Genomic DNA, 19,616 nt, shown 5'->3' on the forward strand with positions numbered 1-19,616 from the left:
GCACAGTCATCGGCAGTTGCGCAGGAAGCCTAGGCGCCGGTGCAGCAGCGGCACTTGCGGAAAGCCCGATCTCCGCGGTCGACTTGTCGATGCGTGGTCCGCGCGGTAATTCGATCTGAGGTCAGGTTGCTGCTGTCGGTTCGGCCGATGGTGTGGTGATGGCGTGTGCGGCATCGATGAGGAATTGCCCCAGCTGCTCGAGATGTGGTGCGAGGGTGGGTGTTCCGGTGACGGTAGCGTCGGGGGCGAGGCCGAGGAGTTGGGCGGCGATGTCCCGGGCGTTGTCGGAGGAGAGATCGAGGCAGCTGGTGTGGTCGTCGACGGCATGGACTCGGTCGGGCAGGGCGTACGCGCGGGCGGCGGCGGTGGCCGCGTCGATCGGGACGTTGACTTGTAGCCGGTAGCGGGTGGGAGCGGTGGCCAGTCGCGCGGCAACGTAGGCGGCCGGATCGGTTGCGGGCAATTCCCGCGGGGTGACGCGATGGCAGGTGGGTATGGGGTCGGTGATGCGGTCGGCACGGTAGACGCGCCAATCGGCGTGGTGGAGGTCGTAACCGAGCAGGTACCAGCGGTCGGTGACGTAGACCAGGCTGTGCGGTTCGCTGCGTCGTCGACCGCTGCTTCCGCTTCGGGTGCGGTAGTCGAAGCCGATGACTTCCTGGTCACGGCATGCGGCGGTCAGGGTCGCCAGCACGGCTGGATCGGTGCGCGGTCCGGGAGCAATCCAGGGCAGGGGTGCCATCGGTGCGGTGGCGGCGGTGACGGCGGTGACCCGGTGTCGCAACCGAGTAGGCAGGACCTGTTGCAGCTTGGCCAGCGCGCGCAGAGCGGTCTCTTCCATGCCGGTGACGCCGCTGGAGGCGGTGCGTAGCGCCACGGCGATGGCTACGGCCTCATCGTCGTCGAGCAGCAACGGCGGCATAGCGGTGCCGGAGGCGAGGCGATAGCCGCCGGCCTGACCGGTGGTGGCATCGACGGGGTAACCCATCTCACGCAGGCGCTCGATGTCGCGGCGCACCGTGCGTAAGGTGACGCCCAATCGTTCTGCCAGCTCGTTTCCCGCCCAGGACCGCCGTGTTTGCAGCAAAGACAGCAATCGCAGCATCCGCGCGGGCAGGTCGTGACTCATATTTCCCAGATTGCCAGGTATTGGTGACATCTTCTGTCCTAAAGGGCTTCTATCGTCGATTTCGGCTCATACGGACGGCACAGAAAGCGAGGACGCGATGGCATACGACGAGGTACTGGCCGACCGCATCACCGAGCGACTGGCGCCACGCGGGGTGACCGCGAAGAAGATGTTCGCGGGTCTGACCTTCTTGTGGCAGGGCAACGCGTTGGCCAACCTTTACGACGAGGGCCTGATGGTGCGCGTCGGTCCCGACGGGATGGACGAAGCACTCACCAGTCCGAGCGCGACACAGTTGCTGTTTCGCGGCAAGCCGCAAGCCAGCTGGGTTCTGGTGGACGAGGAAACCCTCGACGACGACGCGCTGGATTCATGGCTAAATCTGGCGTTCGAGGCAACCGCCGAACTGCCGCCGAAAAAGCCGAAATCCACGAAGAAATAGACCACCGCGCAAGCGAATTCACGATAGGAGACGCAGCGATGCGCGCGCGGCGTCACCTTCGTCCACGAACCGCAGCCTCGCCCCTGGGGCCTGTCGGCGACTTTCCGCGACGACTCCGGCAGCATTTTCGAAATCCTGCAACCCGGCGGATAGGCCGGACAAAATTCCACATCGACGTCATTCGGTGACGATCCGAGGAGGAGTTCGAAGGCGCCGCGCAGATCGGCACCTCTCGGCGGATGCCCGTCGGCGACTTGGCTGCGTCGAGCATCCAGAATTGCGGGTAACCATCCATGCTGATTTTGTCGCGTTGCTGAGGGCGGCGACAATGGCGGCATGGTCGAACTTGTGCTGGTCCGGGGCGATATCACCGAGCAGGATGTGGATGCTGTGGTGAACGCGGCGAATTCGTCACTGCTCGGCGGCGGGGGCGTTGACGGGGCCATTCACCGTAAGGGTGGTCCGGCGATTCTGTCCGCGTGCCGTGATCTGCGGGCGTCGCATTACGGGAAGGGGCTGGCGACCGGGAAGGCCGTTGCGACGACCGGCGGGAATCTGCCCGCGCGGTGGGTGATTCACACGGTCGGGCCGGTGTGGTCGGCACAGGACAACCGGTCGGAGTTGCTGGCCTCCTGCTATCGCGAATCACTGCGGGTGGCAGATGAGCTGGGTGCGCGGACGGTAGCGTTTCCGGCGATCTCTACCGGGATCTACGGCTGGCCGATCGACGACGGGGCACGCATCGCGGTCGAGACTGTGCGCGCCGCCGAGACCGAGGTGCAAGAGGTGCGGTTCGTATTGTTCAGCCAGGAGGCGTACGACTCCTTCGCCGCCGCAGTGTGATTCCGGCGCTGTCGACCGCACACATCCGCGGCTTCTGGTTGCTGGGTGCAGTCGGGCTTTGCTGTTGATGCAGGCGTTTCGGCATGCGGACGTTCCGCAGCTGCGGACGGTCGGCATGCTCGAAGTGCCGCGCCGCATCCCGGGCGCATCGTAACGTCGGGACATGCTGTCGAATCCAGGCAAACCTGAAACCGATGTCTCCGTGCAGCGTTGGCAGGACATACCCGGTTGGTTCACGTGGCGAGATGCGCAGGAAGAAGCGGTCGCGCATTTTTCCGAGGGCGGTACCTTCGTCGAGGTCGGTAACTACCTCGGTCGCAGTTTGTGCTCCCTGGCTGAAGTTGTGGCCGACAGCGGTAAGCCGTTCACCGTCGTGGGAGTCGACACTTGCCGCGGCAGTGGACCCGAGGGAGTCCGCGGCATCAACGCGCACGGCACCGCGGTGTCCGCCGGTGGCGGTACCTTCGCCGGACTGCTCCATCGCAATGTCATCGAATGCGGGTTCGCCGACCAGGTACTGATCGTGGTCGGCGATTCCGAGTCCACCGCCAAGCTGTTCGCTGATGCCTCGCTCGCGTGGGTACACATCGATGCCCGGCACGACTACGACAGTGTGGTAGCGGACATCACCGCCTGGCGGCCGAAAGTGCGGCCTGGCGGCTGGCTTTCCGGCGACGACTACATTCCGTCGGCCTGGCCGGGTGTCGTCGCCGCGGTAGATGAACTGCTTCCGCAAGCGCAGCCGTGGTCGACCATTCAATGGCGATGGGTGAACGATTGACTCTCGCGCCGGCCAACCGTTCGTGAGATCAACTGCCGGCCACCGGTGTGGATTGCGGTTGAACCGGACGAACTAGGTTTATGTTTGTCGTACGTGAGTCCTCTTGTGTCGGCCCTGGTTGCCGCTCCGGATCGAGTTCACGTGTTCCTCGCGGGCTGTACCCCATTGGTGACTATCGCGAAAGAGGCGTTCGATGGCTCGTTTATGGCGTGGAGCCTTCGCTCTCGATGTCCGGACGCCGACGGCGCGGCGGGTTGCTTCCATCGCCGCCGTGGTTGCCCTCGGCATCGGAATCAACGCTGCCGAACCCGGACACAGCCACGCCGACCTTCCACAACTCCCGCTTCCCGACCTCATCTGTCAGGCAGGCACCCAGGCCGAGTTCGGGGTGGTGGACAACGCCGTCACCGGCATCTACATGGGTGCTTATCGCAACTGCACATCCCCCAACGGCCAATACCCCCAATATGTCTCGTGGGTCATCACAGTCGACCCGATCAACGTCAACGGCTGCCCGCAGACCCGTTTCTTCGGTTCCGGAACGATGACCTGGGTCAACCGCCACACCATGAATACCGAACCCGGCACAGTAGATTTCGACGTCGACCTCTCCAGCCTCTCGACGATAAAAATCGCGCTGCGGGTGACCAGTGGCCCATTGGCGGACAAGACCATCTCGGCCCTGGTCGTCCCGTCGTCAACCGACCTCCTCCTCCCGTGCCCCAACGGCGGTTTCGGTATCAAACGAATGAATTTCGACGGCCAGGGAGTGTTCCGGTCATAATCTCGAAGCCGATCCGCAACTGAATTGTCGTGCCACACTGCGTATCCGCGCCCTGGATCCGAACGAATCCCACCGTGATCACTGGGTCGCCTGACCGAAGCGGCCAACCATCCGATCGGTGGCAGGATCGGGTAATGACAGCTGCCAGAAGCGGCCGCCACCGGAGACTCTCGGCTCTTCTGGTCTCCTGCAGCGACATCCAGCTCGCCGAGTTCATGGACACGGGCCGGTCCAACAGTGCGGGAGTTGGCGGTGGCTCGGCAGTCATCGAGGTCGACGCCGTACAGGTGTTCGTCAAGCGCATCCCGCTGACCGATCGAGAGCTTGCTCACCGAGGCTCCACCGCGAACCTGTTCGACCTGCCGATGTTCTGTCAGTACGGCATCGGCGGACCGAGCTTCAACGCGTGGCGTGAGCTGGCTGCGAACGTCATCGTCACCGACGGTGTGCTGGCCGGTCGGACACAATCGTTCCCGATGCTTGACCACTGGCGGGTGCTGCCCGGTCGGTCGCGGATCGCGGCCGAACACGCCGACATCGACGCTGTGGTAGTTGCCCAGGGCGGTCATCCAGCCGTGCGCGCGCGGCTCGAAGCACTGGCCGCCGCAACGTCGAGCCTCGTGGTGTTCTGCGAGTACATCCCGCACACAATGTCGGACTTGCTGCGCGAGAAACCGGCCGACAAGGCCACGGCAGTCGCGCGGCAGCTCTCAGAGATGGTGACATTCCTCGGCGATCGCGAGTTGCTGCACATGGATGGGCACTTCGGCAACATGCGCAGCGACGGGGAGCGGATCTACCTCAGCGACTTCGGACTCGCTACCTCGCCGCATTTCGACCTGTCGACCGCCGAGCGTGCCTTCGCCGAACGTCACACCACCCATGACGCCGACTACGCCGCTATGCGTTTGGTCAACTGGCTGGTTACCGATGTGTGCGGAATTCCGACTCCGCTCAACGGCGGCCCGGTTGCCCGCAACGAATACGTACTTCAGTGCGCCGCCGGACACATCCCCGACGACGTGCCGCTGGCTGTGGCCGCGGTCCTGAGCCGGTATGCGCCTGCCGCCGCGAAGATGAACGCCTTCTACTGGAAGCTGTTCGGCGGTGACATCCACGCGGAATATCCTGCTGGGCAAGACAACTCGGGCGGATGAGTGTGCGTTGGTGGGCTCGCCCAGGGCATCGATCAGGGGAGCTCGGCGGCCTGTTGTGCTGTTTTCTCCAGCTCGGCTCGATACTGCTGCCACCAGGTCGAGTCTCTGGCGGCCATGTTGTCGTTGCCGTCGAGCAGGCCTGCGGCGCCATCGATTAGTTCACGGAGGATGTCGGCATGCCCTGCGTGCCGGTGGGTTTCGGTGGTGACGTGCACCAGAATCTGGTGCAGGGTGACGGTTCGGTGGTCCTCGTTCCACCACGGGACCGAGCCTTCGGCGGTGAGGTCGAGGGTGTCGATCGTGGCGTCGGCGTGCGCCCAGGCTCGACGGTAGAACTCGATGATGTCCTCGCGCGACTGTTCGGCGGTGGCCCACATGTCGGCCGTGGGATCGGCCTCGAAGTCGTATTCGGCCAGGGGTTCGTTATAGGGACGGGCGAAAGTGTCTCCGAAGTAGCCGAACTCGACGCCGGCGAGATGTTTCACCAAGCCGAGCAGGTTTGTGCCGGTGGGAGTCATCGGACGACGCACGTCGTACTCGGACAGGCCGTCGAGCTTCCACAACATGGCTTCGCGGGCTGAACGCAGATAGCGGTGCAGGTTCGCTTTGGGACCGGAGACAGTCATGCCGAGCACCCTGCCATGGCACCCGCCTTTCCTGCACCGATTTCGTTGCTCACCAGTGGCATTCAGGCGCGCGCGGTAACCTCCGCCGATCACGGTGACAGCCGGATCGGTGATCTCACGGGCAGAGCCGAGTGCTGACACCTCTCGCGCTCACCAACGTCCGGCGCACAATGGCAGGCCGGCGCGACCGAGTGGTCTCTTGCAGCGCACACGATTCCGGCGGACCGACCCCACATCGGTATACCAACAGTCCCGCCCGACCGCAGCCGAGCGGGCGGTGTCCCTACGGTTTCCGTCAACGGGTCGAGTGGCTCGCTCCGTGGCAGCATGGTGACCGTTGAGGTTCCATGAGGGCGGACGGGGTGGCCAGGGTGATCTATAGGATGCGCATCTATCTGGCGGTGCGAGAGAACCTGGCGATCTTCCACGATTTCTTCCGGACCCATCTGTTGCCGACGCAGCTGCGTCATGGTGCTCGACTGGTGGGGCGGTGGGAAACCGAGGATGGGCGAGTCGTCGCGGTCTGGGAGTATGACGACCGCGAGGCGTATGAGCGGGTGCAGGCCGCTGTGGCCGCCGACCCCCGGACGCGAGCCGCGCAGGAACTGCGTCGAGGGTTGCCCGCACTGTTCAGCGAGAAGGACGAAGTGTTCATGTGGTCCGCTCCGTCAGTCGACGAGCTGCCTGCCTCGGTGTCGTGATGCTGAGGACGTTCAGTCATGCATGCCGAATGCGAATCTCGGTGAGGTTCTTTGCTTTTCAACATAGCGTCGAGGACGTCGTAACCGTTACGGCACGAACCATCTGAAGTTGTCACGGAATTCGACACTTGCTCGATGCGGCGCGGCCACGGCCGAATCCGATGTATGGCGGCCAGCAACTACATGGTGACGGTGACATCGCAACGCTTTGCTGTCGTGACAACGAGCTCAGCCGGGGAGCGCGGCCGAAACGAACCCCATCACAATCGATGTCGCCGACAGTGCACCAGTTCCGAATGCCGCCGCGAGCGCAAACCCGATCAGTGCATCCTCTTCGGTCGGCTGTGGCGGTTCGACGGTATGTCCCAGCACCTTGATCTCGGTCGGCGTCTCCCATTCCACATCGATCGAGCCGTCGGCTCGTAAGGTGAACTCGCAGAACGACTTCTCGATCTCTCCCGGCCGGCCGTCGATGAACCTGCACGTGTCGATCGATTTCGGTCCAAGACTCAGTACCCGGTCGTCTATTTCGGCGATCACACGATAGCTGCGTTTGAACACGCGCCCGCTCCCCGGAAGCACTTTCATCGCGCGGTCGTTGACCCGCGCCACGAGACAGCTTGCATCCCGGGTCCCGATCGGAACACTTCGGCGCGTCCGCGCACCGACACGTTCGATGGTCACCGTCGGCGAATCCGCTGTCCTGAACCGCGCCGAAAAGCGGTCATCGGCCTTCGTGACGACGACATCCCCGAAAACGATGCTGTCGGAGATTGTTTGCACAACGTCAGGCACTGATCATCGACTCCTCGAATGCGGTCGGTACATGCCACCACGACACCCCCGTCATATTTATAGCGGATGTCCGGCGTGGGGTCGTATCAATCCAGCCGATGCCCTGGCGCCCGGCGAGGCAACGTTTAACCTCGGCCTATGACACCGGAAGCCCGAGTGCTTGCTGAGGCGTTCATGGATGACCCACTGATGACCTACTTTTGGCCGCAACCGGACCGACGACGTCGCGCGCTGCCGTACTTCTGGCACTCCCGCGTGGAGGCGCGACGATTCAAAGGGTTTGTCGACACAGCGTCAGACGGTGCGGAGATCGTGAGCGTTGTCCTGTGGGAAATGCCTGGTGTTGTCTCCCCAATGGCTAAGCCGCTCAGCTTGATTCAAGCCCTGGGATCGGCGACACCACGCGCATTGGCCGCGTCCCACCGAATCGATAGCCTCAGGCCCGCCAGCCCTCATCTGTATCTGGCTTGTGGGGGAGCGCTGCCCCGAGTTAGGGGCAAAGGGTTGACATCGAAGCTCGTCAGAGCGCGTATTGACACTAGCGACACGGATATCTTCCTCATCGCGACGAACGGAACCAGTGCGGAACTCGCTGAGCACCTGGGTTTCCGATCGACTGGAGAAGTGGTTATCGACCATGACACTGTGCTGAGGGGGATGTTGCGGACCGTATAAGACATGACGATGTGTCGGGGCGGGGTCTGATCTGAAGCACGTTGCTGTCGGCGTTTTCGGGGTGCGAGTGTGCCGAGGCGATGGGAGGTGGCTGACGGCGCTGATGATCATCGGTCAGCAACCACGTTGGCCCGGGTTACGCCGGTTTGGCGGGAATCTGTAGCGGCCAGTCAGGGCGTGATCAGGGCCTGGCTCTTATAACCATCTGACGCCTCCCACGGAGGCTTAGGGGGAGGGTCCTGCTGGCCCCGTGCCGCTTCACACGAATGCTGCTGAGGTGNTTGTGGGTCGCGGCTGGGGGCTGGTCGGCACCGGGATGGTGGGCACCTTCGGGAGGGCCGGGGCCGGGCAGAAGACACCGCAGGGGATCGGTGCTCGTCCGGGGATGTTGATCGTTACCCGGATCTTCAGTTGCAGGATGGCCCTGGGCGTTTGGGGATCCGTGGTGGAGGTGGTGTCCGGTGTGTCCGCGGGCGGGGGATCGGTTGTCGCTTCGGGTGCAAGCGTTTCTTCCGGTGGCGCAGCGGGATCGGCGACGACGGTCTCGCCGACGCTCATGCTCGACCCGGCGCCTTCGGGCATACCACCGTCGGGGGTGCTGTCCGGGATGGGGGCGAGCTCGCCTTGGGCGGGGGCGCCGCCGGTCTTGTAGGCGTTGGACCAGCTGAGGACCTTGGACGCGTACTCGAGCGAATTGTTGTAGCGCAACACCGCGCGGAGCTCTTGCTTCTGGTCGCGCATATCCAGATCGCCGGAGCACAGGTATTTGCCTGCACCGAGTACGGCGTCGAAGATGTTGTTGGGGTCGGTGTTTCGGTCACCGTTGCCGTCGGCGGCGTACATCGCCCACGTGCCGGGCAGGAATTGCATCGGCCCGACGGCGCGCACATACCCGCCGTCGGCGGCGGGGATGATTTCGTTGCCGGGCAGCGTGCCGTCCAGTGCGGGACCGTAGATGATGCCGCGGGTGGTGCCTTCGGCGTCGGTGCGCCCGTTGCCCGCGTGGTTGGACTCGATTTTGCCGATGCCGGCCAGCAGATGCCACGACATCCCGCAGTTGGGCGTCGACGACTGCAAGCTGAGTTCGGCGTTGCGGTAGGCGGCGAGCGCGATCTCGGGGATGCCGCGGGTCGGCACGTTGGGCAGGTCGACGTTGTGCAGCGGGACGGTGCCGTCGACCAGCGATTCCTCATCGAGTGGCGGCGTAATCAGTTGCTGCTGAGTGGGTTCCGGCCCGATGATGATCGATTGATCGGTCCCCGGATCGGCGGTGCCGATGGACGACGCGAGCAGTCCGTCGGGGGTGCGTGGCGTGGTGTGCGCGGCCGATCCCGACAGCACCAACCCGGTCAATACCAGCGCGGACACGGCAGTTGGTCCAGATATTCGCATCGGCGCACCAATCCCTCGGGAGGTCGAGCGCGGCGGTGTCCTGCGGTACCGCCGCCGCGAGTTCCGATCATCCGTAATCGACGGAAGTCGTTGCCGGGCGCGAAAATTTCCTACCGCCGATGTCCGAACAACCGGGGTGAATCATGGCACGAAAAAACCACCCGGAGCTCCCCAGTAGAAGTGGGGAAATTATCGGCCGACGAACTGTCGGCCATCCGGATCAAGTGTTCATTGAATGGTAATTCGCCCTATATCCCCAGTTGGGAAGGTCCCCACTCAGATCTTGCACGCTGCCCCATACTTCTGTGTGCCCCCTCGAGTTGTACCGGAGGTACGCTATGCGGAAGTTCCTATATCCCTTTGCATTCGGCGCAGTCGTGGCTTTGACCACGCTCGTCATGCCCGGCTCGGCAGGTAACGCCGCCGACAATCCACAAGCAACAGAACGCGGTGTCACCGATATCGTGCCGGTCCCCGTCGAAGCCAGGCCGGACCCCGGCTCGAACTTCAAGCTGACCGCCGAGACCGTGATCCGCGCCGAACATCAGGCCAAGGATGTCGGGAACTACCTGGCCGGTCTGCTCCGGCCCGCCACGGGTTTTCCAGTACCGGTGGTCGATCAATACGACCTCGGCAAGAAGTCCGCGATCACCCTGGAACTCGGCGACGCCGGTTCCCGCGTCGGTGATCAGGGGTATCAGCTGCACGTGACCAAAAACGGGGTCAAGCTGAAGGCCAACACCACCGACGGGCTGTTCGGCGGCGTGCAGTCGCTGCGCCAGCTGTTCCCGGCGGATATCAACAAAACGACTGTGCAGAAACGGGATTGGACGGTCTCGGGCGGAAAAGTGCTCGACTACCCGCGTTTCCGCCAGCGCGGCGCGATGCTCGACGTGGCTCGGCATTTCTTCAAGCCGGATCAGGTCAAGCGCTACATCGACCAGATCGCCCAGTACAAAATCAACACCCTGCACCTGCACCTGACCGACGATCAGGGCTGGCGCATCGAGATCAAGAGCTGGCCCCGGCTGGCCGAGATCGGCGGCCAAACCGCGGTGGGTGGTGACCCGGGTGGCTACTACACCCAGGAGCAGTACAAGGACATCGTGAATTACGCGGCGTCCCGGCACATTACGGTGATCCCGGAGATCGATATGCCGGGCCACACCAATGCCGCGCAGGCGTCGTACGGCGAATTGAACTGCGACGGTAAGCCGGTGCCGCCACGCACCGATATCGAGGTCGGCTACAGCTCGCTGTGCATCGGCCTGCCCATCACCTACAAGTTCGTCGAGGATGTCATCCGCGAGGTCGCGGCGATGACCCCCGGCAAGTACATCCACATCGGCGGTGACGAGGCGCACGCGACCTCCGACGCCGACTACAAGACCTTCTTCGACAAGGTCACCCCGATGCTGGCCACCTATGACAAGAAGGCGCAGGGCTGGCACAACATCGTGGTGACCAACCCGCCGACCTCGGCCATCCCGCAGTACTGGGATCCCGCCAGGAGCAACGCCGATGTCGCGGCAGCGGCCAAGCGCGGCAACAAGATCCTGATGTCGCCGGCCAACAAGGCGTACCTGGATATGAAGTACAACAAGGACACCAAGCTCGGTCTGCAATGGGCGGGCCTGGTCGAGGTGAAGGATTCCTACGACTGGGATCCGGCCACCTTCCTGCCCGGCGTCACGGAGAACCAGCTGGCCGGTGTGGAGGCGCCGCTGTGGTCGGAGACCCTGCGGACCAGCGCCGACATCGAATACATGGCGTTCCCCAGGCTTTCGGGCATCGCCGAGATCGGCTGGTCGCCCGCGGCGACGCACAACTGGGACAAGTATCGGGCGCGGCTCGCCAAACAGGGCCCGATCTGGACCGCGCAGGGCATCAACTTCTACCGCTCCCCGCAGGTGGATTGGAAATAGCCCGCGCAACACAACCATCCGAAAAACATTCTCGGATGGCTAGATAACCCATCGCAATTCGGATCGGCCGGATTACAGGATCGTCCCCAGCGAACGATCCGGAAGGAGTTCGAGGTGTCGCCTTACAGAAGAACTTTCATTGCTTGCCTCGCGCTGCTAGCCGGACTGGGGACGGTCCTCACCCCGGCCACCGTGGCTGCCCAACCGGACGCCGCGGCGGTCGACACCGACGGTGACGGATTGCCCGATACCTGGGAGAAGAACGGCTACGACGCCAACGGCGACGGCACGATCGACGTGGACCTGCCCAAGATGGGCGCGAATCCGAACCACAAGGACATCTTCGTCGAGATGGACTACATGAACGGGCGCCTGCCGACCACCCCGGCCCTGGACCGAGTCGTCGCGGTCTTCGCCAATGCGCCGGTCACCAACCCCGACGGCCGCAACGGGATCTCGATCCACCTGGACGCGGGCAACGCCAGGGGCACCGCCTACGATCTCGGCGGCGGCAACCAGGTGCCCTACGACAACGATCTGTCCCCGGTGGACAGCCAGGTCGCGGCGATCAAACGCAGCAACTTCGCCGCGGTGCGGGCCCGGGTGTTCCACTACATGATCTGGGCGGATTCCTACAACGGCGGTTGCAGCAGCGGTATCTCGCTGGGTATCCCGGCGGACACCTTCGTCGTCTCGCTCGGCCCGAAGTGCAATTGGAATCCCGGTGACGACGGCAACGTCGGCACGTTCATCCACGAACTGGGGCACAACCTCGGCCTGAAACACGGTGGCGTGGACCACGTCAACTACAAGCCGAACTACCTCAGCGTGATGAACTACAGCTTCCAGTTCTCGGGCGTGCCCAAGACCGACGGCACCTCGAACTTCGGCTACTCGGGCGTGAATCCGCCTGCGCTGAACGAGAACTCGCTGCAGGAGCGGCAGGGCCTCGGGCCGGTGGCCGCGGGCTGGCGGACGGTGTACTTCTGCCCGGACAACACCCGCAAGCGGACCGGTGCGGCGGACCAGCCGATCGACTGGAACTGCAACGGCAGCATCCAGACCTCCGGCGTGCGGACCAGCGTCAACAATGACCGGAACTACACCTCGCTGCAGGCCCAGAACAACTGGGCCTCAGTGGTTTACGACGGTGGCAACGTCGGTCAGGACTCCGTCGAAACCCGGCGGCTCCCGGAGCAGTCGCCGGAGGAGATGACCAAGGAGGAGTTCGACCGGATGCAACACGTGCACGAGTAACGTTCTCCGTCATGCGAATTCCCGGCGGTGCCACCTCGGAAAGAGGCCGCACCGCCGGGAATTCCGCTGTCACAACGAGATCAGCGGGCCACCCGGTCGGTGGTCTGCCGATTCTTCGCGAACATCGCCAGTACCGCGGTCAGCACGGCGCCGACGACACCGCCGCCAGCGACTTGCCCGATGACCTGCCCGAGATCCAGACCCGAGCCGGTCGCCGCCTGGATGATCGCGCCGGTGACACCGCCACCGACGGCACCCGCGGCAGTATTGCCGACGGGACCCAAGCCTTTACCCGCGCCGGCCATGTTCCCGCCGACCAGACCACCTAGTACACCCAACAACCATTCCATTGTCGTTCCTTTCCCTGGTGGAGTGTTACCGGTCTAGCGGCGCGTAGTAGGTGCGTCGCGGTGCATCTCATGTGCCCCTGAGACATTCGCGGTACCGCGCTGTCCGGTGGCTGTCGCGTCGGTGCGCGACGGTGTGAACCCTTGTCGGCCCGCCGCCGTTGCCGACGTCCCGGGGGTGGGGGCGCCGCGCATGGTCGTGGTGTCCGCCCGGCGCCTGCCGAGCATGGCGAGCAGCCCGCCTACGACGGCGGTGATGGCCAAACCGATGGGGATGCCCCACCACCGGTTGATGCCGGACCCGTCGGAGTCGGTCGTCCCCTCGATGTCGGGGTTCGGCACTGGGTTCGGTACCGCGACGTCAGGTGCGTCCGCGCGGAATCCCGGTAGGGACGCGGCTAGCTCCGGCGGCTGTGTGGCCAGCCCGTTGTTCTCCGACCACTTGATCTCGGTGCCGCCGGGGCCCTCGAAGTTGGCCGTCGCGACGCCGTCATCGACGGTCATGTCCGAGCGCGGGTAACCGAAAGGCCCGGTGACGCCGCCGCTTTCGCGCCATGCGTCGAGCACCTTGCCCTTGAGGGTCCAGGCGCCCGTTTCGGGCTTCCAGTAGATCGCGGCTCCGCCGGGCTCGGCGAAGTCGTTGTATCGGCCGACGCCGTCGCCCGCGCCGGACTCATCGTTGGTGGGGAAACTCAGCGGGCCGCTCGGTCCGCCCAGCGACTTGTACTTGACGAGGATTTCGCCGTACATCGCCTTGGCCCCGGTGTTCGGCGAGTAGTAGATGACACCGCCCTGGTAGGCGCGTTCGGCACCACCGGCGACATCGGTGGCCGGGCCGAGCGGGGCGCCCAGGAAGGATCCCGAGCCGCCGAACTCGGCGTAGTGCGCGTCGATCGCATTGACCGCGTCCGCGGACGGGTCGGCTACCGCCGGAGCTGCGGTCCCGGCCAGTAGCCCCGAAGCGAGTAGGGCCAGCACGTTGACCGTGAGAGACGTGCGGCGCCGGTTCTTTCCTCGATGGGTATCCAACATTTCAGGCATGATCTCCTCGATTCGTCAGTGCGATGCGCGAGCCGACAAAGCGCGGCCGGTCCGCCGCTGTGCCTTCGACCTGGACGTGATCGGTGGTGAGGGTCGCGCTTGCCCGAAACTCCCGGTGTATTGCCCCGGGTAAAGGCTGATTCCGGCTGTTATCCCGTCCTGGTCGAACTCGGACTGTCGGTTGGCGATATCAGCGTTGCGCTCCTGTATTCGTAGTGTATTCCCGCCCGCGTAATGGCACGGTCGATCAGCTACAGCCGGGCAATTCCCCTGTTGGAGCGGCGTCAAACATGGTTTTCGCTGGAAATCAGTGGTTGACCGCCCCGGATGCGGGAAATCGGCGGTCGAATGCCGCCGGGTCAGTTACTGCGGTGTGGCCATCGAGCGGCCCGTCAGCGCGCCATTACGCGGGAATAGCGGCGTCGGTAGTACCGCTGCGCGAGAAGCAGCAAGGGAACCACCACTCGCCAGCGTCCGCTCGGCGCGGATTTCGACAAGGCCGAACTGTATCGGTTCCCCGCCGAGCCCGCCGCTGTCGGACGTTCAGCGGATACCCAGCTCGGCCCGCGACGGCGACCATGACTGCATGGGTAGACCACAACGGGGAGTGTGACTTTCGATGGATCTGCTGGTCATCCTGGTCGGACTGGCGATCGGCGCGACGATCGTCTGGGGCGCCACCAGTTTCTGTGCCGAGGGCGTCTATCGGCGCAACCATTCGGACCGGACACCGCACGGCGACGACAAGGGCGGCCGATAGGGATGGATGTCGTCATCGAGATGCTCGTCGCCTGGTCGTTGGGCCGGGTGCGCCGGGCCGGGATGCGCGTCAACGGCCTCACCGATCAGGCCCTCGACCTCGCGGTCGATCGGGTCTGGAATGTGGTGGTCGGCAAGCTCGGTGCCGATCCGACGATCGGGCGGTTGATCGCCGAGGCGCGGACCGGCGAGCTGTCGTCGCGGGCCCGGGCGGCTGCCGAACGTTCGCTGAGCGCGGCAGCCGTGGTGGATCCGCGGTTCGCCGAGGCGCTGCGGCAGGCGGTGGCCGGGGTGGTGACGCCCGGCAGCACCCGGCGTCGACGGTGGTGGTGACGCCAGGAGGTACCCGGCGCTGACGGTGGTGGTGACGCTCGGCGGTACCCGGCCCCGACGTGGTGGTGACGCCGGGCAGCATCCGGCGTCGGTGGTGGTGAATCCGCTCGACGGCGGCGACAGGTCTGCTAAATTCTCGTAACCGGCGGTACCGGGTTAATTGAACCGCGTCTGCCGGGCGGTACCAGACATCGTCGTTGGGAGTTGCCGTGACCAGAGCGGGCACCGTTGCCGCGTTCGACCGCACCACCCGCCGGTCCGGCACCATCGAGCGGCTGCTCGCGGATGCGATCGCGCTGGTCGACGGGTTCTCCACGCAGTCGCCGGTGTACGACGGGCTACCCAGCTCGCTGGTCGACGCCGACTTCGTCCCGGCCGCCGAGTTGAATGTGCGGCTGTTCTTCCAGTTCTGGCTCGACGGGAACGAGCCGTGCGAGGACGATACCCGGCCGCTGGTCGAACGTGCGGTCTCGCTGGTGCACGACGGAATGCCGCTGGACGAGGTGCTGCGCAACTATCGGGCCGCCGTCGACTTCCTCTGGTCGCAGCTGCCGACCACGGCGTCGCCGGCCGGCCGGGCGGCGCTGGCCGAGATCGGCCGCCCGCTGTCGGAGTACCTCTCGCTGATGACGGCGCGCATCGCGGTCGCCTGCATCGAGGATGCCCGGCGGCGGCCGTGGGACGAGCTGGAACGCAGGCGCGGAATCGTCGACGCCCTACTGGCCGGGCGGGATCCGGTCGATTGGATGGGTGATCCGGCCGTGCCGGTCGCGGACGCGTTCGTGGTCACTGTGATCCGGCCCGGCGACCCGGGCCCCGGCACGCTCACCGATCTGCGGCAGCGGATCCACGATCTGCCCGGTGCGTTCCTGCGCCGCGATATCCGTGGCTGGACCGCGCTGATTCCTATCGGTCCGGACGGGGACAGCTCGGCGGTGATCGAGCAGCTGTCGGCGCGGTTGGCGCCCGGGTTCGCCAGGGAGACACCGCCATTGCTGTGGATCGGCGTCTCGCCCGCGCCGACCCGTGCGGCCATTCCGGCCGCTCTCTCGGAGGCCAGGGTGGTCGCAGAGCTCGGCCGCTGCCTCACCCGCAGCGAAATCATCTGCCGTCGGCAGGATCTGCGGATGGAGTACGCGGTGGCGGTCGACGCGTCGGTGCGCACCGAGTTGGCCTCGGTGCTGGCGCCGCTCGCGGATCAACCGGTATTGGCGGAGACGCTCGGCGTTTTCTTCGCGAACGAGTGCAATCAGAATGCCGCGGCGCGGCTATTGTTCGTGCACCGCAATACGATTACCTATCGGTTGGCGCGGATAGCCGAACTCACCGGATACGACCCGCAGCGCCCGACGGAAGCGATGACATTGTCGGCGGCGCGGACCGCGCAACTCTTGGAATCCAAGGGCTTCTCGGCCTGATTTCGTGGACCGAGTCATGGGCGACCGGCTCCGGGCGCTATGGATGTGCACAACTGCCGCGGCGGGGACTCTGTTTGTTTGTCGATAGCGAGACGGACGCGCACGGGAGTGTACTGACTCGAGTTCGGTTTGCCGGTCACACATGACGAGACGAGGGTGCATGTTCGGGGAGAGATTCACATGGGCAGCGGTGCCATTGGCGGCGCTCTGCCTTGCCGTGTCCAGCGCCGGCGTCGCGGTCGGCGATCCGTATCCGACGTTCCCGCCGGATCAGAATCAGTTGCCGCAGTTGCCCACTGAACCGCAGATCTACGATCTGCTGCCGATCCCGGTGCCCGCCGAAGACCCGTGGTACGCGGATCCGGCCGATCTGGCGTCGTACGCGCCGGGGCAGATCATTCGTACGCGCAGCGTGCAGACCCGCATTCTCGGCATTCCGTTCCCGGTGGACACCAAGCAATTGTTGTTCCGTAGCAACGACATTCACGATAACCCGATCGCCACCGCGACGTCGGTGATCACGCCGGGGATTCCCTGGACGGGTAGCGCGCGCCCGGTGGTGTCGTTCCAGGAGGCGATCGACTCGACGAACTCGGCCTGCAATCCGTCGTACACGTTGCAGGTCGGCACCATGAAAGAGGCCGCGCTGGCGACGGGTTGGCTGGCGCAGGGTTTCGCGATCAACGTGCCCGACTTCGACGGCAAGTTCAACACATTCAACACCTTCGACGAGGGCAAGATGGTGTTGGACAGCCTGCGAGCCATGAAAAACGATGCGACGCTGGGGCTTTCGGATTCCGGTATCGCCCTGTACGGCTATTCGGGTGGTGGCTCCGGATCGATCCGCGCGGCCGAGATGCGTGAAAGTTACGCGCCCGACGTGCGATTGCTGGGTACCGCCTTCGGTGGCACTCCTGGTGACCTGCGCTTGCAGGCGCGCTACGCGACACAGCAGCAACCGGGACTCACCGGCATCAGCAACTTCACGATGTGGCTCGGCTTCGCCGGGTTCTCCCGCGAATTCCCGGAGGTGTTCGACGCGACGAAGCTGCTGACCACGGAGGGCCAAGCCATCCTGCAGGACATACAGAGCCGCTGCGTGTACACGATCGCGCTGTCCGGCATGTACCGGCCGATCAGCGACTACTTCCAGCCCGGCCTGAGCCTGGAGACCGCGCCCGGCGTGTGGCAAGTGCTCCAGGAACAGAGCCTGGGCCAGCACATTCCGGACAGTCCGATCTTCTGGTTCCACGGCATCTGGGATGAGCTGATTCCCGCGTCCGCGGTGCTGCCCGTGGTGAACGACTACTGGAACCGCGGTGCGGATCTTCGATTCTTCACCGTGCCGCTGCCCGAGCACGTCGTCAACGCGGTGGCGGGCTGGCCGCCCGCGGTGGCCTGGATCAGCGCGGTGCTGCGCGGCCTCCCACCGGGCCCGCGCTTCAAGGCCGACTTCCAGATCCCTGGCTAGTCAGCCGAAATGCCTTCGCTCGGAGGCCGAGAGCTGGCTACTGTGCAGGCATGAGGAGGCTCGGTGGCGCTGCGTAAGAAGGGGGCACGTCGGATCGTCGTCGATGCGACGACCTACCGGTGGCGACTGCGTGGTCGGCCCACCTACGACCAAGGCCTCGCGGCTTCCCCGTGCACCTACGCCGTCGAGCACGCCGAGTATCCCGGCGCGACACTGGTTGTCGCGACCGGGCACGCGCACCCGAGCAACTGGATGAGCGCCCGAGCCGTTCCGGTTTACCCGGCGCACGTTGCCGAGAGCATCCAGATGGCGCTGGCCCAGGGTTGGCAGCCGGTCAGGCCCGGGTCGCCGTTCCTACTGAACCGCGCGGGGAATTTCATTCCGTTCTGAATGCACGGATCTACCGCGTCTGTGCGGATCCGGCGCCGAGGCCGCACGGGGCGGGGGAGGGGTTTTCCGGATCCAGGGCGTTGAGGACCAACTGGATGGTGGTGGGGTCGGAGGTTATTGCCATGTGCTCGGAAAGGTTTGTGGGGCAGATGTCTTGGAGGGTGATGTTGTCGACGTCGGGGCCGGTGAGGAAGCCGGTGGTGTAGGGCGTGGCGAACTCGTCGAACTTGGACACGATGACGGTGTAGCGGATGCCGGGTTGTGTTTCGCCGCCGGCGTTCAGCTGGGTGATGAACTCCGAGGTGGGCAGCTGTTCCCGGCAGGACGGGCACAGCAGGTCGGTTGCCGGGGGAATCAGGGTGATCGGGAGGCCGATCAAACCCCAGGTGGTGCCGTGGTTGTCAGGTGCGAGGCCGACGAGGGTGTGCACCTTGTCGGCACCGCCGAGGTTCTTCACGTAGTGGCGGGGCAGTACGCCGCCTTGGGAATGGCCGACGATATCGACCTGCTGTGCGCCGGTGGTCGCGAGTACTCGGTCGACGAAATCCGAGATCTCTTGGGCGGAGGCGCGCATCGGGCCGATGCCGGACACTGTTCCGCCGAGGCCGCGACCGAAATCGAGCGCGTAGACGCAGTAGCCTGCGGCCGCGAGCCGCGGGGCCATGGCGAACCAGTTGTCCAGGCGATTCTCGAAGGTGCCGTGTACCAGAACAACTGGGCGCGGATGCGCGGTACTGGGGCGGCAGGACCAGTTGTTCGCGCCCGGCGGCGGTGGCACGACATCGATGTCGGACGACCCCTCGCTGGGCGCGGGCTCGTCGGCGACTGCGGTGGCGGACGACAGAACGGTGAGCGCCAACACGCTCAGACCGGCCACGGACAGCCGGGCAATGGATCCACGCACGAAAGGCTCCTCATCTCCGGTTCGACGGCGAGCATGCCGCAATACCAGCGGGCCACCGTCCCGCGTTTCTTCGCGAAGTTATTCGGGGAAGATCGAATATGGCGGGGAGATCATGTGATAACGCGGTGATTTCGAGCCTAGCGCACACCACATCGACGAGCATCCGATGCGTTCAGTTCTACTTAACAGCGAGCTTAACGATTGGGATGAAGCCCAATTTCGCGCTGCTGAACTGGGCATCGAGCACACCGTGCGCGGTTTCGGTGGCTGCCGTGCAGGAGTGGGTTACCGATCTCCCACACGGCAGCAACACACTATTCGGGCGTCGAGTTGTAACTGTCAGCCCATACGAAGCTGCGGTAATGGCTGCGGCAGCACATCTGCGGCTCCATCGGCTGCTCTTCGATTTCCGGCAGGTCCTGCAACTCCAAGACGTCGGCTTCCAC

21 protein-coding genes are annotated in these 19,616 nt (G+C 64.8%); 13 read left to right on the plus strand and 8 right to left on the minus strand.

From position 1 onward, the window contains the following. Window positions 1-121 precede the first annotated feature (121 nt). Entirely contained in the window at window positions 122-1,129 is a 1,008-nt protein-coding gene (locus tag DBO33_RS15160) for a helix-turn-helix transcriptional regulator (RefSeq protein ID WP_107655612.1), read from the minus strand. 10 nt (window positions 1,130-1,139) lie between these two features. Here DBO33_RS15160 and DBO33_RS15165 point away from each other — a divergent pair, with 10 nt between their 5' ends. The 5 genes from DBO33_RS15165 to DBO33_RS15185 all read left to right on the plus strand — a co-directional run bounded on the left by DBO33_RS15165 (window position 1,140) and on the right by DBO33_RS15185 (window position 5,136). Beyond that, window positions 1,140-1,571, plus strand: a complete 432-nt coding sequence (locus tag DBO33_RS15165) for a TfoX/Sxy family protein (protein WP_234390851.1) — start codon at window positions 1,140-1,142, stop codon at window positions 1,569-1,571. 336 nt (window positions 1,572-1,907) lie between these two features. Continuing rightward, the gene (locus DBO33_RS15170; protein WP_107655614.1) at window positions 1,908-2,414 is read left to right on the plus strand and encodes an O-acetyl-ADP-ribose deacetylase; all 507 of its coding nucleotides are present in this window, start codon (window positions 1,908-1,910) and stop codon (window positions 2,412-2,414) included. Window positions 2,415-2,577: 163 nt separating this feature from the next. Continuing rightward, window positions 2,578-3,195: a class I SAM-dependent methyltransferase gene (locus tag DBO33_RS15175; protein WP_107655615.1), complete on the plus strand. Its 618-nt coding sequence runs from the start codon at window positions 2,578-2,580 to the stop codon at window positions 3,193-3,195. 193 nt (window positions 3,196-3,388) lie between these two features. Continuing rightward, window positions 3,389-3,979, plus strand: a complete 591-nt coding sequence (locus tag DBO33_RS15180) for a hypothetical protein (protein ID WP_159080273.1) — start codon at window positions 3,389-3,391, stop codon at window positions 3,977-3,979. A gap of 134 nt (window positions 3,980-4,113) precedes the next feature. Then, window positions 4,114-5,136, plus strand: coding sequence for a BUD32 family EKC/KEOPS complex subunit (locus tag DBO33_RS15185; protein WP_107655617.1), 1,023 nt, complete (start codon window positions 4,114-4,116; stop codon window positions 5,134-5,136). A gap of 32 nt (window positions 5,137-5,168) precedes the next feature. Here the strand turns inward: DBO33_RS15185 and DBO33_RS15190 are convergent, their stop codons facing one another. Beyond that, on the minus strand, window positions 5,169-5,762 hold the full coding sequence (locus DBO33_RS15190) for a DinB family protein (protein WP_107660288.1): 594 nt from the start codon (window positions 5,760-5,762) through the stop codon (window positions 5,169-5,171). A 383-nt stretch (window positions 5,763-6,145) separates the two neighbouring features. On the opposite strand from DBO33_RS15190, the gene DBO33_RS15195 reads away from it, so the two are divergent. Then, window positions 6,146-6,463: an NIPSNAP family protein gene (locus tag DBO33_RS15195; protein WP_107660289.1), complete on the plus strand. Its 318-nt coding sequence runs from the start codon at window positions 6,146-6,148 to the stop codon at window positions 6,461-6,463. A gap of 228 nt (window positions 6,464-6,691) precedes the next feature. Here DBO33_RS15195 and DBO33_RS15200 read toward each other — a convergent pair whose 3' ends face one another. Continuing rightward, the gene (locus DBO33_RS15200) at window positions 6,692-7,258 is read right to left on the minus strand and encodes a hypothetical protein (protein ID WP_159080274.1); all 567 of its coding nucleotides are present in this window, start codon (window positions 7,256-7,258) and stop codon (window positions 6,692-6,694) included. Window positions 7,259-8,191: 933 nt separating this feature from the next. Further along, complete coding sequence (locus DBO33_RS15210; RefSeq protein WP_107655620.1) at window positions 8,192-9,325, minus strand: lytic transglycosylase domain-containing protein; 1,134 nt, start codon at window positions 9,323-9,325, stop codon at window positions 8,192-8,194. A gap of 377 nt (window positions 9,326-9,702) precedes the next feature. Between DBO33_RS15210 and DBO33_RS15215 the strand changes: the two genes are divergently transcribed. Together DBO33_RS15215 and DBO33_RS15220 are read left to right on the plus strand one after the other, a co-directional pair. After that, window positions 9,703-11,250 (plus strand): beta-N-acetylhexosaminidase, encoded by a 1,548-nt coding sequence (locus tag DBO33_RS15215; RefSeq protein ID WP_234390853.1) that lies wholly within the window; start codon window positions 9,703-9,705, stop codon window positions 11,248-11,250. A gap of 114 nt (window positions 11,251-11,364) precedes the next feature. Continuing rightward, window positions 11,365-12,507, plus strand: a complete 1,143-nt coding sequence (locus tag DBO33_RS15220; RefSeq protein WP_234390854.1) for a hypothetical protein — start codon at window positions 11,365-11,367, stop codon at window positions 12,505-12,507. Window positions 12,508-12,587: 80 nt separating this feature from the next. Here the strand turns inward: DBO33_RS15220 and DBO33_RS15225 are convergent, their stop codons facing one another. After that, window positions 12,588-12,857 (minus strand): hypothetical protein, encoded by a 270-nt coding sequence (locus tag DBO33_RS15225; protein WP_107655622.1) that lies wholly within the window; start codon window positions 12,855-12,857, stop codon window positions 12,588-12,590. Between the two features lie 33 nt (window positions 12,858-12,890). Next, window positions 12,891-13,895 (minus strand): LGFP repeat-containing protein, encoded by a 1,005-nt coding sequence (locus DBO33_RS15230; RefSeq protein ID WP_107655623.1) that lies wholly within the window; start codon window positions 13,893-13,895, stop codon window positions 12,891-12,893. Between the two features lie 619 nt (window positions 13,896-14,514). Here DBO33_RS15230 and DBO33_RS42810 point away from each other — a divergent pair. The 5 genes from DBO33_RS42810 to DBO33_RS15250 all read left to right on the plus strand — a co-directional run bounded on the left by DBO33_RS42810 (window position 14,515) and on the right by DBO33_RS15250 (window position 18,266). Further along, window positions 14,515-14,655: a hypothetical protein gene (locus tag DBO33_RS42810; RefSeq protein WP_159080275.1), complete on the plus strand. Its 141-nt coding sequence runs from the start codon at window positions 14,515-14,517 to the stop codon at window positions 14,653-14,655. Window positions 14,656-14,657: 2 nt separating this feature from the next. Next, window positions 14,658-14,987: a chromosome partitioning protein gene (locus DBO33_RS15235; protein ID WP_107655624.1), complete on the plus strand. Its 330-nt coding sequence runs from the start codon at window positions 14,658-14,660 to the stop codon at window positions 14,985-14,987. A 209-nt stretch (window positions 14,988-15,196) separates the two neighbouring features. Beyond that, window positions 15,197-16,405 carry a PucR family transcriptional regulator gene (locus tag DBO33_RS15240; RefSeq protein ID WP_107655625.1) on the plus strand — a complete coding sequence of 403 codons (1,209 nt, stop codon included), beginning with the start codon at window positions 15,197-15,199 and terminating at the stop codon, window positions 16,403-16,405. A gap of 160 nt (window positions 16,406-16,565) precedes the next feature. Beyond that, the gene (locus tag DBO33_RS15245) at window positions 16,566-17,876 is read left to right on the plus strand and encodes a lipase family protein (protein WP_107655626.1); all 1,311 of its coding nucleotides are present in this window, start codon (window positions 16,566-16,568) and stop codon (window positions 17,874-17,876) included. A gap of 63 nt (window positions 17,877-17,939) precedes the next feature. Next, the gene (locus DBO33_RS15250) at window positions 17,940-18,266 is read left to right on the plus strand and encodes a hypothetical protein (RefSeq protein ID WP_107655627.1); all 327 of its coding nucleotides are present in this window, start codon (window positions 17,940-17,942) and stop codon (window positions 18,264-18,266) included. Window positions 18,267-18,276: 10 nt separating this feature from the next. Here the strand turns inward: DBO33_RS15250 and DBO33_RS15255 are convergent, their stop codons facing one another. Next, the gene (locus tag DBO33_RS15255; RefSeq protein ID WP_107655628.1) at window positions 18,277-19,170 is read right to left on the minus strand and encodes an esterase/lipase family protein; all 894 of its coding nucleotides are present in this window, start codon (window positions 19,168-19,170) and stop codon (window positions 18,277-18,279) included. 314 nt (window positions 19,171-19,484) lie between these two features. Then, entirely contained in the window at window positions 19,485-19,616 is a 132-nt protein-coding gene (locus DBO33_RS44435) for a hypothetical protein (RefSeq protein WP_267897884.1), read from the minus strand.

The organism is Nocardia suismassiliense, from assembly GCF_900269665.1.
Lineage (GTDB): Bacteria > Actinomycetota > Actinomycetes > Mycobacteriales > Mycobacteriaceae > Nocardia > Nocardia suismassiliense.

Coding starts and splice junctions, on each gene's coding strand:
- DBO33_RS15170 (WP_107655614.1), top strand. CDS start 1,908: ATGGTCGAACTTGTGCTGGTCCGGGGCGATATCACCGAGCAGGATGTG.
- DBO33_RS15190 (WP_107660288.1), bottom strand. CDS start 5,762: ATGACTGTCTCCGGTCCCAAAGCGAACCTGCACCGCTATCTGCGTTCA.
- DBO33_RS15225 (WP_107655622.1), bottom strand. CDS start 12,857: ATGGAATGGTTGTTGGGTGTACTAGGTGGTCTGGTCGGCGGGAACATG.
- DBO33_RS15235 (WP_107655624.1), top strand. CDS start 14,658: ATGGATGTCGTCATCGAGATGCTCGTCGCCTGGTCGTTGGGCCGGGTG.
- DBO33_RS42810 (WP_159080275.1), top strand. CDS start 14,515: ATGGATCTGCTGGTCATCCTGGTCGGACTGGCGATCGGCGCGACGATC.
- DBO33_RS15230 (WP_107655623.1), bottom strand. CDS start 13,895: ATGCCTGAAATGTTGGATACCCATCGAGGAAAGAACCGGCGCCGCACG.
- DBO33_RS15185 (WP_107655617.1), top strand. CDS start 4,114: ATGACAGCTGCCAGAAGCGGCCGCCACCGGAGACTCTCGGCTCTTCTG.
- DBO33_RS15175 (WP_107655615.1), top strand. CDS start 2,578: ATGCTGTCGAATCCAGGCAAACCTGAAACCGATGTCTCCGTGCAGCGT.
- DBO33_RS15180 (WP_159080273.1), top strand. CDS start 3,389: ATGGCTCGTTTATGGCGTGGAGCCTTCGCTCTCGATGTCCGGACGCCG.
- DBO33_RS15195 (WP_107660289.1), top strand. CDS start 6,146: ATGCGCATCTATCTGGCGGTGCGAGAGAACCTGGCGATCTTCCACGAT.
- DBO33_RS15160 (WP_107655612.1), bottom strand. CDS start 1,129: ATGAGTCACGACCTGCCCGCGCGGATGCTGCGATTGCTGTCTTTGCTG.
- DBO33_RS15245 (WP_107655626.1), top strand. CDS start 16,566: ATGTTCGGGGAGAGATTCACATGGGCAGCGGTGCCATTGGCGGCGCTC.